Genomic DNA, 15,169 nt, shown 5'->3' on the forward strand with positions numbered 1-15,169 from the left:
TCAGGTCGTTTCGGCGGCCTCGTGGCGTTCGCGGAACAGCTGTTGCCAGTCGGTCTGGTCGCTCCAGATCTGCAGGCGCTCCATGGCCGAGAGCAGCTGGTCTTTCTGGTGCTCCAGATCCGGGGCAGAGCATTTGATCGCCGTTTCCAGATGGTTAGCTGCGGCCCTCAGTTCCGGTACGCCGCAGTAGCGGGTGGCGCCATGGAGTTTGTGAACGCACTCCAGCAGCTCTTCCATATTGTCGTTGGTCCAGAGTTCCGGGATCCGCTCCCGATCCACGTGGACCTGTTCCAGCAGCATGCTGAACAGTTCTTCCGCCAGGTCAGCTTTGCCGGCGGCCAGCTGAATGCTTTCCTCGACGCTGACGCAGTCCTGCTGCATTTTGCGCGTTGATGGCCGCAGGGCCCGACGGGTGTCGCGAACTTCCGGCACGGGAAGCCGACCGTCGCTGCCGCTCTTCGGGCACACGTAGCCGGTGTACTCATGAATGATGTCGTTGAGCTGGCCACTGCTGATGGGTTTGGGCATGTAGCCATCGAAACCCTGCTTGGTCAGCCGTTCCTGCTCGTCCGACAGGGCATGGGCGGTCAGGGCAATGATCGGGGTCCGGTGATTGCCGGTATCCATCTCCCTCAGCCTGGCCGTGGTTTCCACACCGTCCATGCCGGGCATCTGCAGATCCATGAAGACCAGGTCGAAGGGTTTCTGTCTGGCCTTGCTCAGGGCTTCAAATCCGCTGGAAGCGCCCTCGGCGTCCAGTTGGCAGTCTTCCAGCAGGGTCATTACCAGCTTCAGGTTGGCGTCGTTGTCATCCACTGCCAGTACCCGGGGAACATTGGCGGTGGTCACTCGGTTGGCGGAAATCTCGTATTCGGGCACCCGCCCGCTGGAATTGATGCCGTGCACCAGCAGCAGAAGCTCGTCGTAGAGGGAATCGCGGCACACCGGTTTGGTGAGGTGGCCGCTGGCAAGCCCCGATAGTGGCGTGTCGTGGGTTTCCAGGGTGGGGGTCAGCAACAGTGTCCGGCAATCCCGTTCGATCTCAAGGGTACGGACAAGGCTGCAGTACTGGCTGGAATTGAGCAGGTGCCGGGTAATGCCGACAATGGCCACGGCGTAACCGGCCTGGCTTTTCTGGGCTTCCTCAATGTGTTCCTGCAGTGCACCGGGGGAGGCCACCCGGTCGACCACCATGCCCCAGTCCCGCAACAGGTGTTCCACGGCCAGGCCGGTGGTTTTCTGTTGTTCCAGATAGATGACCCGTTCACCACGCAGGGCATCCCGGGGGGCAATGGCCTCACCGCTGGTGGCAAGCTCCGAGGTGAGGGTGAACCAGAAGGTCGAGCCCTTGCCAAGTTCGCTCTCAAGCCCGATCTTGCCCCCCATCTCCTCAACCAGACGCTTCGAGATGGCCAGCCCGAGGCCGGTGCCACCGTATTGACGGGCGGTGGAGGCATCGGCCTGGCTGAAGGCGTTGAACAGGGATTGCTGTTGGGCCCGGGAGAGACCCACGCCGGAATCCGTGATGCTCAGGCGCAGGGTAACCCGGTTGGAATCGGTCTCTTCCTCTTCCAGGCTCGCCCGCAGGACTACCTCGCCGGTCTGGGTAAACTTGATGGCGTTGTTGACCAGGTTGGTGATCACCTGTTTGACCCGCAAGGGGTCACCCATGATGTTGTCCGGCACATCGTTGTAGACCAGTGGCACCAGATCCAGGTTCTTGGCATGGGCGGCCGGCGCCAGCATGACCATGACTTCCTCAACAATATCCCGCAACTGGAAGGGCACCCGGTCCAGGATCAGCTTGCCGGCCTCAATCTTGGAGAAGTCCAGGATGTCGTTGATGATGGTAAGCAGGATCTCCGAGGATTTCCTGATGGTGCTCAGATGGTCCCGCTGCTGCCGTGGCAGGGGGCTCTTCAGGAGCAGCTCGGTGAAGCCGATGATGCCGTTCAGCGGGGTGCGGATCTCGTGTGACATGTTGGCCAGGAACTCTGACTTTATCCGGCTCGCTTCCAGCGCTTCCTTCCGGGCGAAATCCAGCTCGATGTTCTGGATTTCGATGGTTTCCAGGGTTTCCCGCAGATCTTCGGTGGCCTGGTCGATGTTCTGCTGCATTTCCGCCTGGGCCTTGCTCAGCTCTTCGGCCATGGCATTGAGGCCGGATTCCAGCTGTTCGAACTCCGGCCCGGCGCCGGTGTAGACCCGGGTATCCAGCTTGCCTTCCTTGAGTTTGGCAACGGCCTCGTTCAGTTCGAATACCGGGTTGGTGAACGCACGGCTCAGTCGCAGGGCAATGGCCATGCTGAGAATGACGCCCCCGAGAATGAGCAGCAGGGAAATAAGCAGGGCCTTGTACGTCTCTTTTTCGGTGCGGATATGGGACATTTCCACAACCACCCAGCCCAGAGGCTCCCGCAGATTCGACATGGACTGGCGGGCATCCGGGTCGAGCATGCTCTCGATCATCAGATCCTGCAGAAACACGGGGGTGATAAACCGGGTGCTGTTTTTTCGGGATATCCGGGTGGCGTGCTCGGCGGTGAGTTCGTCGGACTGCACGGTCTCCGAGCTTCCGGGCCCGGTGTGGAGCAGGCGGGAGCCGTCACTGCCAAAGAAGGTGATGGAACGCACGTCCTGCTCTTCCAGGAGGGCATTGGAGAGGCTGCTGAGGAGACTTCGGTTGGCAGTGAAAAGGCCGTACTCGGAACCGGCCGCGAGCTGACGGGAGAGTGACTCGCCCCGGTCCTTCAGCAGACTTTCGATATTGTTGACCCAGCTGTAGGTGAAGAACAGCCCCAGCATCAGGGTGGTCAGCAGGGTGGGAACCAGCGTCACCACTAAAACTTTCTTGCGAATGCCCCAACGTCGCATACCGTGATCCTGAATTATTGCTTTTGTCCGCGTCGCAGAGCGGAAAACGTCCGTGTTAAGAATAGCTGATCCGGAAAGGGATAACTGTGGTATCAGTCCCGACAGTACCGGAAAATCCCGTGGCGGATATAGCCGCCGGTCATGGATATAGCGAGAAGCTGTATTGGGAGACCGGGGCGATAACGCGTATCATGCGAAGCCAAAAGTGTACCACAGGGTTATCATATGCATTTTCCCACCATTGAAGATTATGTCGGGCACACCCCTCTGGTTCGCCTGCAGCGTCTCCCCGGTGAGACGAGTAACGTGATTCTGGCCAAGCTGGAGGGCAACAACCCTGCCGGCTCGGTTAAGGATCGCCCGGCCATCAGCATGATTCAGGAAGCGGAGCGCCGGGGCGACATCAAGCCAGGGGATACCCTGATTGAGGCGACCAGCGGCAACACCGGCATCGCTCTGGCCATGGCGGCGGCGATCAAGGGATACCGCATGGTGCTCATCATGCCCGCGAACATGAGTGAGGAACGCCGGGCATCCATGCGCGCCTATGGTGCGGAAATTGTCACGGTCACCAGGGAAGAAGGCATGGAAACGGCCCGTGACCTGGCCCTCAAGATGCAGGCGGAAGGCAAGGGTACCGTGCTGGACCAGTTCAGCAACCAGGACAACCCCCTGGCACATTACCGTACCACCGGCCCGGAAATCTGGGAGCAGACCGGCGGGCGGGTTACTCATTTTGTCAGCTCCATGGGCACCACCGGCACCATTATGGGGGTGTCGCGCTACCTCAAGGAGCGCAACCCGGATATCCGCATCATCGGTTTGCAGCCAAAAGAGGGCGCTTCGATCCCCGGGATCCGGCGCTGGCCTGAAGCTTACCTGCCGAAAATCTACGACGCGGCCCGCGTCGACCAGGTGCTGGACGTAGGTCAGGAAGAAGCAGAGACCACGATGAGGGCCCTGGCTTCCGAAGAGGGCATTTTCTGTGGCGTATCCTCCGGCGGTTCGATTGCAGCCGCGCTCAAGCTCTCCCAGCAGGTTGAAAACGCCATCATCGTGGCCATTATCTGTGACCGCGGCGACCGCTATCTTTCCACCGGTGTGTTCCCCGGCGCCTGAATACGACTTTATCAAGAGACCCAAGTATGAGCAGACGACGCAGGAAGGTTCTTCCAACAGAGCCCGTGCGCTGTGAGATTGAAACCCTGAGCCATGATGGCCGGGGTATTGCCCGTCAGGACGGCAAAACCCAATTTGTCGATGGCGCCCTGCCAGGCGAAACCGTGATGGCGAAAGTGGTGTCCAGTCGAAGCAAGTTCGATGAATTGCGTACCGAAGAGGTTCTGGACGCTGCCACCGGTCGCCAGACTCCCCCCTGCGAGTTTGCCGACCTGTGTGGTGGTTGCAGCCTTCAGCACATGAGTGGCGATGCCCAGATCGAGTTCAAGGAAAACACCCTGCGGGAACATTTTGCCCATTTCGGGGGCATCGAGCCCGAGGAATGGATTGCCCCCCTGCGTTCGGAAGAGAGTCTGGGGTACCGTCGAAAGGCTCGCCTCGGAGTTCGTTACGTCAAGGCCCGGGAGTCTGTCCTGGTTGGCTTCCGGGAGAAACGCAACAGTTTCCTGACCGACATCGATCGATGCGTGGTGCTGGATCCGCGCATTGGCGAGCGGATATTGCCGCTGCGCAACATGCTTCACGATCTGGAGGCCTACAGCCGAATCCCCCAGGTGGAAATTGCCTGTGGCGACGACGTTGCCGTGATGGTGTTCCGTAACATGGATGAGCTGTCGGTTGGTGACCGGGAAAAACTCATCGCCTTTGGTCAGGCCCATGAATTGCATATTTACCTGCAGCCGAAAGGGCCCGACACCGTCCATCGGATCTGGCCCGAGTCAGCGGGCCGGGATGAGGAACGGCTGAGCTACCGACTGGATGAATTCGACCTGACCATGAAATTTCATCCCATGGACTTTACCCAGGTCAATGCAGGCATCAATCGCGCAATGGTACACAGGGCCGTGGAATGGCTGGATGTCCAGCCTGGCGAGCGAGTCCTGGATCTGTTCTGCGGTCTGGGGAATTTCACTCTGCCGCTGGCCACGCGAGGCGGGCAGGTTGTTGGCGTGGAAGGCGACGAGACCATGGTCGTACGGGGCCGGGAAAACGCGGAACTAAACGGTCTCGACAATGTCGCTTTTCACGGTGCCGACTTGCACGGTGACTTCACGGGCCAGAGCTGGGCCAAAGAAGGGTTCGACAAGATTCTGATTGATCCGCCACGTTCCGGTGCCGAGGAGATCTGCAAGTACCTCACGGCCTTCGGGGCACAAAAGATAGTCTATGTCTCCTGCAACCCGGCCACCCTGGCGCGCGACGCAGGCGTAATGGTGCGCAACGGCTATCGACTGGTGCGCGCAGGTGTGATGGATATGTTCCCCCACACCACCCATGTGGAATCCATCGCGTTGTTTGAGAAGGATTCCGGCTGACGATGTTGTGGGCAGTCAGGGATGGCTGCGGAAACCATCAGGAATAACAAGACCGATATGGTAAAAGTTCGCGAAGACTACGCAATGACTGGCGATGGCCAGGTGGATATCGAGGGCTGGGTAAACCAGATAGCCTCGCAAACGCACCTGGACGACGCTGACCAGTTCCGGTTGGCCTGCGAAAAGGCAGCGGAAATCGATCTTCAGGCTTTCCGGCAGGATCGCCAGTGGGCACCTGGTTCCAGCAGCTTCCGGATTGGCATCGAGATGGCCCAGGTTCTGGCGGAGCTGCACCTGGATCAGGCCAGCCTGGTGGCGGCGATCCTTTATCGCGCCGTGCGTGAAGAGCGCGTTCCCCTGGAGACAATCCGCAAGGAATTTGGCGATGAGGTGGCGGGCCTGATCAACGGCGTGCAGCAGATGGCGGCCATTTCGTCCATCCACCACCCGCTGAAGGGGAACGTTCTGGGCCAGAGCGAAGGCCAACTGGACAACGTCCGCAAGATGCTCGTCACCATGATTGACGATGTCCGGGTTGCCCTGATCAAGCTGGCGGAGCGTACCTGCGCCATTCGGGCGGTCAAGGATGCTCCGGAAGAAAAACGCATGCGCGTCGCCCGGGAAGTATTTGATATCTACGCGCCGCTGGCCCACCGGCTTGGCATTGGTCACATCAAGTGGGAGCTGGAAGATCTTTCTTTCCGGTACCTGCATGGTTCCGCCTACAAAAAGATCGCCAAACTGCTGGACGAAAAGCGCCTGGATCGCGACGGTTACATCAAGCGGGTGATTGAAACCCTGCAGACCGAACTGAAAGCCTATGGCATTGAGGGCGAGCTGTCCGGACGTGCCAAGCACATCTACAGCATCTGGCGAAAAATGCGCCGCAAGGGCATCGACTTTTCCCAGGTTTACGATGTTCGCGCCGTACGTATCCTGGTTCCGGAGGTTCGCGACTGTTACGCCGCACTGGGTATTGTCCATACGCTGTGGCGCCACATCCCCAACGAGTTCGACGATTACATTGCCAACCCGAAGGAAAACGGTTACCAGTCCCTGCATACCGCCGTGATCGGGCCCGAGGGCAAGGTCATGGAAGTGCAGATCCGAACCCACACCATGCATGAGGAGGCGGAACTGGGCGTTTGTGCCCACTGGTTGTACAAGGGCATGGACAAAGGCAACAAGTCGACGGGCTACGATGCCAAGATCAACTGGCTGCGCCAGGTTCTGGAATGGCAGGAGGAGCTGGGCGACCTGTCCGGGCTGGCCGACCACCTGAAATCCGATGTCGCATCGGATCGGGTGTATGTATTCACACCCGAGGGCCACGTGGTGGATCTGCCCCAGGGGGCAACGCCGGTGGATTTCGCCTACCGGGTTCACACGGAGATCGGCCACGCCTGCCGCGGTGCGCGGGTGAACAGCCGGATCGTTCCGCTGACCTATCCACTGAAAACCGGCGATCAGGTGTTTATCCTGACCTCCAACAACCCGGCCCCAAGCCGCGACTGGCTGAACCCGAGCCTTGGTTACATTCAGACTTCCAGGGCGCGCGCCAAAGTAACCCACTGGTTCAAACAGCAGGATCGTGGTCGCAATATCGTTGACGGTCGTGCCATTCTCGAGGACGAGTTCAGGCGTCTGTCCCTGTACGATGTAGATCTTGGTGAGCTTGCCAGGAAGGTTAATTATCAAAGTGCGGAGGACATGTTTGCAGCTACTGGAGCCGGTGACCTTCGCCCCACGCATGTCGCCAATGTGGCCCAGCAGATGCTGGAGCCCAAGTCCGAACAACTGGATCTGAAACTCAGCGCCCAGCGCCGCAAGCCCTACGATACGGAATCAGACATCCAGATCCTGGGCGTCGGAAAGCTCAAGACCCAGGTGGCGAAATGTTGCAAGCCGCTGCCCGGAGACGCGATCGGTGGCTACATCACGGTTGGCCGTGGGGTTACGGTCCATCGCCAGGACTGCCTGACGTTCCTGAATCTGCGTGAGTTCGAGCCCAACCGGATTATTGAGGTCAGCTGGGGTGGCCGGCAGGCTGCTGTCTATCCTGTCGACATTGAAATTGAAGCCTATGACCGATCCGGGCTGCTGAGAGATATTACCCAGGTGTTGTCGGCCTCCAAGAGTGATGTGCTGTCACTGAATACCCTGAGCAACAAGGACGAGAACACGGCTACCATGACCGTGACGGTGGAAATTTCCAGTCTGGAGCAGTTGGCGCGGTTGCTGGCGCAGATTCGCAACCTGCCCAATATCATTGATGTAAGGCGTAAACGCGGATGAGCTATACCATCGAGGATCTGAAAACCCTGATGGCCAGGCTTCGGGATCCGGAGACGGGCTGTCCATGGGATACCAGGCAGTCCTACAAGACCATCGTGCCGCACACGCTGGAGGAGGCCTACGAAGTCGCCGATGCCATTGAGCGAGAGGATTACCCGCATCTGAAAGACGAGCTGGGGGACCTGCTGTTCCAGGTCATTTTCTACACCCAGCTTGGTCGGGAAGATGGCCATTTCGATTTTGACGGTGTGGTCGATCATCTGGTGCGCAAACTGGTAAGGCGGCATCCACACGTTTTTCCGGAAGGGACCCTGGAAAGCCGCATTGATCCGGATAATCGGCCGGATGAGGCCTGGATCAAGGAAAGCTGGGAGCGCATCAAGGCCGAGGAGCGGGCAATGAAGCCGGCACCGGAAGCCAGCGCCGAGCTAAGTCGGCTTGACGGCATTGCCCGGACCCTGCCTGCAATGGCTCGGGCCGAGAAGCTCCAGAAACGGGCAGCCAGGCACGGTTTCGACTGGCCGAATGTTGGCCCCGTTTTCGACAAACTTCACGAGGAAATCGACGAGCTCAAGGAGGCATGGGAAGCCGCACAGACGGGCGCCGGTGATCCCGATGCCGTTGAAGATGAGCTCGGCGATCTCCTGTTTGTCTGTGTGAACCTGGCACGGTTCATGAAGGTTAACCCTGAGCAGGCACTCAATCGAACCAACCATAAATTCGACGCCCGATTCCGGGCGATTGAACGTGTGCTGGAACGGGAGGGCCGCGATATGGACGAAGAATCTCTGGAGGCGCTGGATGCCGTGTGGCAGGCGGTGAAAGGCGTGGAGCGGGGAGAGAACGAGCACTGAAAATGGCGGATCGGTAAGTACAATCCGTTACCAATTTTCTCGCCCCCGGACCGACGGCTTCGTCTACACTTCCGGAAACGGACGCACAGTTTTCGTGCGCCGTGCGCCATCAATAAGATGCAGGAGTGAAGGCACCATGAAAATCAAAGATCTGGTCAACTACTGGGACAAGCATGCACGTGGTCGGCTTACCCGAGACGCCTACTTCATGGCGTTGTCTGACCAGCATCACAAGCGTCTCGAGAAACTCGCAGCGCTCTATCCGATGAAGTCACCTCAGGATCTGATGCGGGATCTGATTTCTGCAGCACTGGACGAAATGGAGACCAGCTTTCCGTATGTTCAGGGCACCAAAGTGGTGGCGTACGACGAGGATGGCTTCGAGATCTACGAAGATCAGGGCCTGACTCCCAAGTTTGTCAGCCTGAGCCAGAAGCACATCCAGCGCCTCAAGGCCCGTCAACTGGAATCAGTCGCCTGACGACACGGGCAGCGAAAGCTGCCCGCCGCTATTTACTTGTCTTTCCCTTCCAGCTTGTCCTTCAGTGGGCTCTGGCGTACCAGGTCGTCCAGAGCTGCACCAATCATGTCGTTCAGAATATCGCTTTCACTGCGGTCCGGGTAAAGTTCCGCCAGTGCGGCCACGCGTGCGGCATCTTCCAGCGGCAGGCGCAGATTATAATCGTGGGTGCGCTCCACGGGCTCTTTTTGCTGTTCCCAGTGTTTGGGCAAATCAGTGACCTTCATGATAACTCCTTGCAGCTACAGGCTTGAATCGCCAATAGACTTTCTCGACTGTTCCTTAGTATCGTAAGTTTACTTCGCCTCCGTCAATTCAAAAGGACGTCAATGTGACTGAGCTACATCCCGAACTCCGAGAAAACGTACGAATGCTGGGTGAACTTCTGGGCCAGAGCATACGGCGGTATCCCGGACAGGAATGCTACGAGCTGATTGAGGAAATCCGGGCGGCAGCCAAGTCCGACCGTCGCCAGGAAAGCGGGTCCGGCCAGCGACTGGTCAATCTGCTGCGCAAGTTGAGCGATGATGAGCTGCTTCCGGTGACCCGTGCTTTCAACCAGTTCCTGAACCTGGCCAACCTTGCCGAGCAGTACCATGGTATTCGTCGGAAACGCGGGCACCAGTCTGATCTGATGGTCGAATCGCTCGGGGAGGTGTTTGAGCGGCTCAAGCAAGGTGATGTCACGCCGGAGGAACTGCATCAGAGGGTGGCGGATCTGCGAATCGAGTTTGTGCTGACGGCCCACCCCACCGAGGTGGCGCGTCGCACCCTTATTATGAAATACGACGAGATGTCGGACTGCCTGGCGCGTCTGGACCATGACGACCTCATGCCTGCTGAACGGGAGGAAATCGTCAATCGCTTGTCTCAACTGGTTACCGAAGCCTGGCACACCGACGAGATTCGTCAGGAGCGACCAACCGCAGTGGATGAGGCCAAATGGGGCTTTGCGGTTATTGAAAACAGTCTGTGGCAGGCCCTGCCACAGTTTCTGAGGAGCCTGGATACGTCGCTGGAAGACGCGACCGGAAAGGGCCTTCCCCTGCAGGCATCCCCCATCCGCATTGCATCCTGGATGGGCGGTGATCGTGATGGCAATCCGAATGTCACCCACAAGGTGACCCGCCGGGTCTTCCTGCTTGGCCGCTGGATGGCAGCGGATCTCTATCTTCGTGATATTCAGGCGCTGCGGGCCGAACTGTCCATGTGGCAGGCCAGCGACGAGCTCAAGGCCGTTGTTGGTGATTCCCGGGAACCCTACCGCCATGTGCTCGCCGAACTCCGTGAGCGGCTGATCAGAACCCGGGACTGGGCAGAGGCGAGCGTCAACGGCGAGACCGCGGATGCCAACGGTATTCTCTTTGAGAACGAGGATTTCACCGGTCCCCTGGAGCTCTGTTACCGATCCCTGGTTGAGTGCGGACTCGAGGACATCGCCAATGGTCCGCTGCTGGATACCATCCGCCGGGCGCATACTTTTGGCCTGCCTTTGATTCGTCTGGACATCCGCCAGGAGGCCAGCCGCCACGCGGAGGCGGTTGCCGAAATGGTCGATTATCTTGGCCTGGGGGATTATCTGTCCTGGTCAGAACAGGAGCGCCAGGCATTCCTGGTGAAGGAACTTCAGGGCCGGCGCCCACTGGTCCCCCGAACTTGGGAGCCCTCCGAATCGGTCGGCGAGGTGCTGGCAACCTGTGAAGTGGTGGCGCAGCAAACGCCGGAAGCCCTCGGGTCCTATGTTATCTCCATGGCCAGCAAGCCCTCTGATGTATTGAGCGTGATTTTGCTGCTCAGGGAATCCGGAATGAAGTTTCCGATGCGGGTCGTGCCCCTGTTTGAGACCCTGGATGACCTGCGTGGTGCTCCAGACAGCATGTCTGCGCTGTACGAGGTTGAGTGGTATCGGGAGTATTGCCAGGGCAGGCAGGAAGTGATGATCGGCTATTCGGATTCCTCCAAGGATGCCGGCCAGCTGATGGCGGCCTGGGCCCAGTACCAGGCCCAGGAGAAACTTACCCACGTTGCCCGCCAGTATGGCGTGCATCTGACCCTGTTCCACGGCCGTGGCGGTACCGTTGGCCGTGGCGGCGGACCTGCCAACCGGGCGATACTGTCCCAGCCGCCGGGCTCGGTAAACGGCAGTTTCCGGATTACCGAGCAGGGCGAAATGATCCGCTTCAAGTTCGGTTTGCCGAGGCTGGCGGTTCAGAGCCTGACGCTCTACACCACGGCGGTTATCGAAGCTACCCTGGCCCCGCCACCACAGCCCGAAGACAGCTGGCGTGAAACCATGGACTGGCTTACCGAGCGGTCCTTGAAAGCCTACCGCGATGTGGTCCGGGAAAATCCCGACTTCGTGCCCTATTTCCGCCAGGTCACGCCGGAACAGGCCCTGGGGAAACTGGCACTCGGAAGTCGCCCGGCCCGGAGGAAGGCCACCGGCGGCGTGGAAAGCCTTCGGGCCATACCGTGGATATTTGCCTGGACCCAGATGCGGCTGATGCTGCCCAGTTGGCTGGGCAGTGACGTGGCGCTTGAAGAGGCGGCCCGGGACCACCGGCTCCCAGTATTGCGTGAGATGATGCAGGGCTGGCCGTTCTTCCGCACCTATGTGGATATGCTGGAAATGGTGCTGGCCAAGGCAGACCTGCGCATCGCCAGCTATTATGAGCAGACGCTGCTGGACGATGATCGGTTGAAAGCCCTTGGGGAGAGTCTTCGCGTGCGCCTCCAGGGTTGTATCGAGCGACTTCTGGAACTCAAGGAGCAAACGGATCTGCTGGAGGGAGAGCCCGTCTTTGCGCATTCGATGAGGGTGCGTAACCCATACACGGATCCGCTGCACTACCTTCAGGCCGAATTGCTACGGCGGGACCGGGAAAGTGAAGGCAAGGGCGAGGTGCCGGAACTGGTGGAAAGAGCACTGAAAGTCACCATGGCAGGTATCGCTGCGGGCATGCGGAATACTGGCTGACCTTGCAGCAGAATAGAAAAAAGTGCCGGGACAAGGCCGGGTAGTCTGGCCACCGACCAAGAACAAAGGGAGTAAGCTGTGGCTCTGGCTGCACGATTGGAACGTTTTCTCGCCCGCAAGGGCATCACTTATCGGGAGTTGCCGATAGATCAGGTCACCAGCCTGGATGCGGCAGTGATTGCCTCGGGGATGTCTCAGGACAGCTTTGTACAGGCCACTCTGCTGATCGACATTACCGGTGTCGTGATGGCCGTGCACAAGTTCGACAGTTCCCTGGACCCGGATGCCGTTCACCAGCTGACCGGTCGCCGTCTTCAGCCGCTGACCGCACGGCAGACCATGCGCCTGTTCAGTGACTGTGATCCCGGCTTCACCCCGCCCATCGGACAGGCTTACGAGCTGCCCGTTATCGTGGACGAGGATGTGATGCTGGCGGATCAGGTCGTGTTTTCCAGTGGCACTGATCATTCCCTGCTAGAGATGGATGGCCGATCCTTCCGTCTGGCCCTGGCCGGTGCCAGGGCGGGCCACCTGGTTATCCGGGGGCCGGGTAACGGCAACCGCGAGGCGCTGACGCTCGAGGAAGTGGCCGACAAGCTACAGAAACTTTACCGTCTGCCCCCCATGCCGGCCCTGGCGCTGCGTATTTTGCGGCTGACTGCCAACACCGATGCGACGGCTCGTGAGCTGGCAGAGCTGATCGAGTTTGATCCCAGTCTCACGGCCCAGATCATGCGTTACGCCCGTTCTGCACTGTTCAATTATCCCGGCCAGGTCAATTCGGTGCAGGAGGCGGTCACCCGTGTGCTGGGCTTCGATCGTGTGGCCCACATCGCCCTGGGCATCGCCTCCGTTCGTGCCTTTGAAGTACCCCGTCACGGCATTCTCGGCATGGACAATTTCTGGCGCCACTCCCTGTACTGCGCGTTCCTTTGCCAGATCATTGCGCCGCGATGTGGCGCCGAAAAGGGGCTGGGCTATCTCTGCGGCCTGTTGCACAACTTTGGCCTGTTGCTGGTCGGGCATCTGTTCCCGGCCGAATTTGATGAGCTCAATGAGCTTCGCGAAGCGAATCCTGAAGCCAGCATGCACTCGCTTGAGCAGCAGGTGTTCGGGCAGGGCAATGGCCAGGAAATCCTGTCGGTGGGCCATGGCGCTATTGGCGGTATCCTCCACCGTATATGGCAACTGCCTGATCCTGTGGTCAAGGCGGCTGGCGTGCATCAACAATCGGGTTACCATGGCGAGCACGAGAACTATGTTTTGATGGTACAGCTGGCCAACGCCCTGTTGAAGGACCGCGGTATTGGCGATGAATTCAATGCCGACGACGTGCCCGCTTTGCTGGAAGGCCTGGGACTGACGCCCAATGTTGTGGAAGAACTGAATGCTGAACTGGATCGTGTGGCTCCGGATCTGGACGCACTGGCCAGCTCCCTGTCATCCTGACACCCTGTCGTTATTCGCTGGGAAATACGGACTTCCGGTGCATGATACGGAGGTCGACTTTCTCTGACGTGGCTGACTTCGTATAATGCGCCTTCGCCGATTTCGGCTGACACCTGTTCCGTGCAGGAGAGGCTGTCGCAAAGGCACGGGTTTTTGCCACAGCTTTTCAAATGATAATGACTAAAACGGGAGCACAGCGTTATGCGAATCATCATGTTAGGCGCGCCGGGCGCAGGCAAGGGAACTCAGGCCCAGTTCATTACTGAACGGTTTGATATTCCCCAGATCTCCACCGGTGACATGCTGCGTGCGGCGGTGAAAGCCGAGTCCGAGCTGGGCAAGCAGGTAAAGGAAGTCATGGCAACGGGCGGCCTGGTGTCTGACGACATCATCATTGCGCTGATCGAAGAGCGTATTCAACAGCCTGATTGCAAGAACGGTTTCCTGCTCGACGGTTTCCCGCGGACCATCCCCCAGGCTGAAGCTCTGAAAGACCAGGGAATTGCCATCGACTATGTGGTCGAAATTGCCGTGGATGACGAAGAAATTGTCAGCCGTCTGTCCGGTCGCCGGGTGCACGAGGGAAGCGGTCGTATCTACCACGTGAAATACGATCCGCCCAAGGTCGAGGGTAAGGATGACCAGACCGGAGAACCGCTGGTTCAACGTGAGGACGACAAGGAAGAGACGGTTCGCAAGCGTCTGAAAATCTACCACGACCAGACTGCACCGCTGGTTGGCTACTACCAGGACTGGGCGTCGAAAGAGCCGGCCGCGGCACCGAAATACGTCCGTGTCGAGGGCGTTGGCAGTCTGGACAGCATTCGCGACCAGATCCTGTCTGAACTCAAATAAATTGGCATCCTGACCTGAGGTTTTCACACCGGTGAAACTGTTGGCACTGGATACGTCATCGGAGGGCTGCTCGGCAGCCCTTCTTGTTGATGGCGAAATCTCCGAACGCTTTGAGCTTGCCCCCAGAGGCCATACCCGGCTATTGATGCCGATGGTGCGGGAGCTTCTGGCGGAGAAGAATCTTGCTCCGGCAGAGCTTGATGCCCTGGCCTTTGCCTGCGGGCCGGGCTCTTTTACCGGTGTCAGGATCGCGACCGGTGTTGTGCAGGGTCTTGCCTGGGGGCTGGACATTCCGGTGGTGCCGGTGTCTTCGCTGCAGGCCGTGGCGCTGGGTGCCATGGATGCTCTGGATCCTCACGAGGAAACCGGTATTGCGGTAGCCTTTGATGCCCGCATGGGCGAGGTGTATTGGGGCTGCTTCGCTGCCCGGGCAGGACTGCCTGCGGCGTTGGCTTCGGAACAGGTCTGTCCACCCGAGGCAGTCACACTGCCAGCGGGCCCCGAGCGCTGGTGCGGAGCAGGGCCGGGCTGGCAATACCGCTCCGCCATGCCAGCGGAGGTGTCAGGGCGCGTTGATCCCGTCGATGAAACCCTGGTGCTGCGAGCAGCCTGGGTTGCGCGCCTGGCGGTGATCGCATTCGGGCAGGGCAAGGCGGTGCCGGCGGAGCAGGCTCAACCTGTCTACATCAGGGATGAAGTGGCCTGGAAAAAACTGCCTGGTCGATAGTGACCCCGGCCGCCCGGTCTGATCCGGGCAGACCGCTTTGGGTAAAAACTGACCAGCTGTCTTTTCTTCCGTGCGATATTCTTCCATACTTCCATTTCACGTTTTCCTGTCATCCGGCCAGCG

General features: G+C 59.2%; 11 protein-coding genes. 9 read left to right on the forward strand and 2 right to left on the reverse strand.

All coding sequences use genetic code 11. From position 1 onward, the window contains the following. Nucleotides 1–2,874, reverse strand: a complete 2,874-nt coding sequence (locus ACP86_RS15065) for an ATP-binding protein (protein WP_053114633.1) — start codon at nucleotides 2,872–2,874, stop codon at nucleotides 1–3. 225 nt (nucleotides 2,875–3,099) lie between these two features. Between ACP86_RS15065 and cysM the strand changes: the two genes are divergently transcribed. The 5 genes from cysM to ACP86_RS15090 all read left to right on the forward strand — a co-directional run bounded on the left by cysM (nucleotide 3,100) and on the right by ACP86_RS15090 (nucleotide 8,999). After that, nucleotides 3,100–3,993, forward strand: coding sequence for a cysteine synthase CysM (gene cysM / locus ACP86_RS15070; protein ID WP_014576290.1), 894 nt, complete (start codon nucleotides 3,100–3,102; stop codon nucleotides 3,991–3,993). Nucleotides 3,994–4,019: 26 nt separating this feature from the next. Continuing rightward, complete coding sequence (gene rlmD / locus ACP86_RS15075; RefSeq protein WP_053114634.1) at nucleotides 4,020–5,369, forward strand: 23S rRNA (uracil(1939)-C(5))-methyltransferase RlmD; 1,350 nt, start codon at nucleotides 4,020–4,022, stop codon at nucleotides 5,367–5,369. Between the two features lie 57 nt (nucleotides 5,370–5,426). Continuing rightward, the gene (gene relA, locus ACP86_RS15080; protein ID WP_008176168.1) at nucleotides 5,427–7,664 is read left to right on the forward strand and encodes a GTP diphosphokinase; all 2,238 of its coding nucleotides are present in this window, start codon (nucleotides 5,427–5,429) and stop codon (nucleotides 7,662–7,664) included. After that, entirely contained in the window at nucleotides 7,661–8,518 is an 858-nt protein-coding gene (gene mazG, locus ACP86_RS15085) for a nucleoside triphosphate pyrophosphohydrolase (RefSeq protein ID WP_053114635.1), read from the forward strand. Before relA ends, mazG begins: the two co-directional genes overlap by 4 nt. Before the next feature lie 136 nt (nucleotides 8,519–8,654). Continuing rightward, nucleotides 8,655–8,999: a hypothetical protein gene (locus ACP86_RS15090; RefSeq protein WP_008176163.1), complete on the forward strand. Its 345-nt coding sequence runs from the start codon at nucleotides 8,655–8,657 to the stop codon at nucleotides 8,997–8,999. A gap of 32 nt (nucleotides 9,000–9,031) precedes the next feature. Here the strand turns inward: ACP86_RS15090 and ACP86_RS15095 are convergent, their stop codons facing one another. Then, nucleotides 9,032–9,265, reverse strand: coding sequence for a hypothetical protein (locus ACP86_RS15095; protein WP_008176161.1), 234 nt, complete (start codon nucleotides 9,263–9,265; stop codon nucleotides 9,032–9,034). Nucleotides 9,266–9,369: 104 nt separating this feature from the next. Between ACP86_RS15095 and ppc the strand changes: the two genes are divergently transcribed. From ppc to tsaB, 4 genes are all read left to right on the forward strand, one after another. Continuing rightward, nucleotides 9,370–12,015 carry a phosphoenolpyruvate carboxylase gene (ppc, locus tag ACP86_RS15100; protein ID WP_075267667.1) on the forward strand — a complete coding sequence of 882 codons (2,646 nt, stop codon included), beginning with the start codon at nucleotides 9,370–9,372 and terminating at the stop codon, nucleotides 12,013–12,015. Nucleotides 12,016–12,093: 78 nt separating this feature from the next. Continuing rightward, a complete protein-coding gene (locus ACP86_RS15105; protein ID WP_053114637.1) occupies nucleotides 12,094–13,464 on the forward strand; it encodes an HDOD domain-containing protein in 1,371 nt (456 codons plus the stop codon). 201 nt (nucleotides 13,465–13,665) lie between these two features. Then, the gene (gene adk / locus ACP86_RS15110; RefSeq protein WP_008176153.1) at nucleotides 13,666–14,319 is read left to right on the forward strand and encodes an adenylate kinase; all 654 of its coding nucleotides are present in this window, start codon (nucleotides 13,666–13,668) and stop codon (nucleotides 14,317–14,319) included. A gap of 31 nt (nucleotides 14,320–14,350) precedes the next feature. Beyond that, nucleotides 14,351–15,046, forward strand: a complete 696-nt coding sequence (gene tsaB, locus ACP86_RS15115; protein ID WP_053114638.1) for a tRNA (adenosine(37)-N6)-threonylcarbamoyltransferase complex dimerization subunit type 1 TsaB — start codon at nucleotides 14,351–14,353, stop codon at nucleotides 15,044–15,046. Nucleotides 15,047–15,169 lie beyond the last annotated feature (123 nt).

It is taken from the genome of Marinobacter sp. CP1 (assembly GCF_001266795.1).
Classification (GTDB): Bacteria; Pseudomonadota; Gammaproteobacteria; order Pseudomonadales; family Oleiphilaceae; genus Marinobacter; species Marinobacter flavimaris.

Bases quoted from the DNA above. Each gene is read 5' to 3' on its own strand.
- ACP86_RS15065 (WP_053114633.1), bottom strand. From the start codon at position 2,874: ATGCGACGTTGGGGCATTCGCAAGAAAGTTTTAGTGGTGACGCTGGTT.
- cysM (WP_014576290.1), top strand. From the start codon at position 3,100: ATGCATTTTCCCACCATTGAAGATTATGTCGGGCACACCCCTCTGGTT.
- rlmD (WP_053114634.1), top strand. From the start codon at position 4,020: ATGAGCAGACGACGCAGGAAGGTTCTTCCAACAGAGCCCGTGCGCTGT.
- relA (WP_008176168.1), top strand. From the start codon at position 5,427: ATGGTAAAAGTTCGCGAAGACTACGCAATGACTGGCGATGGCCAGGTG.
- mazG (WP_053114635.1), top strand. From the start codon at position 7,661: ATGAGCTATACCATCGAGGATCTGAAAACCCTGATGGCCAGGCTTCGG.
- ACP86_RS15090 (WP_008176163.1), top strand. From the start codon at position 8,655: ATGAAAATCAAAGATCTGGTCAACTACTGGGACAAGCATGCACGTGGT.
- ACP86_RS15095 (WP_008176161.1), bottom strand. From the start codon at position 9,265: ATGAAGGTCACTGATTTGCCCAAACACTGGGAACAGCAAAAAGAGCCC.
- adk (WP_008176153.1), top strand. From the start codon at position 13,666: ATGCGAATCATCATGTTAGGCGCGCCGGGCGCAGGCAAGGGAACTCAG.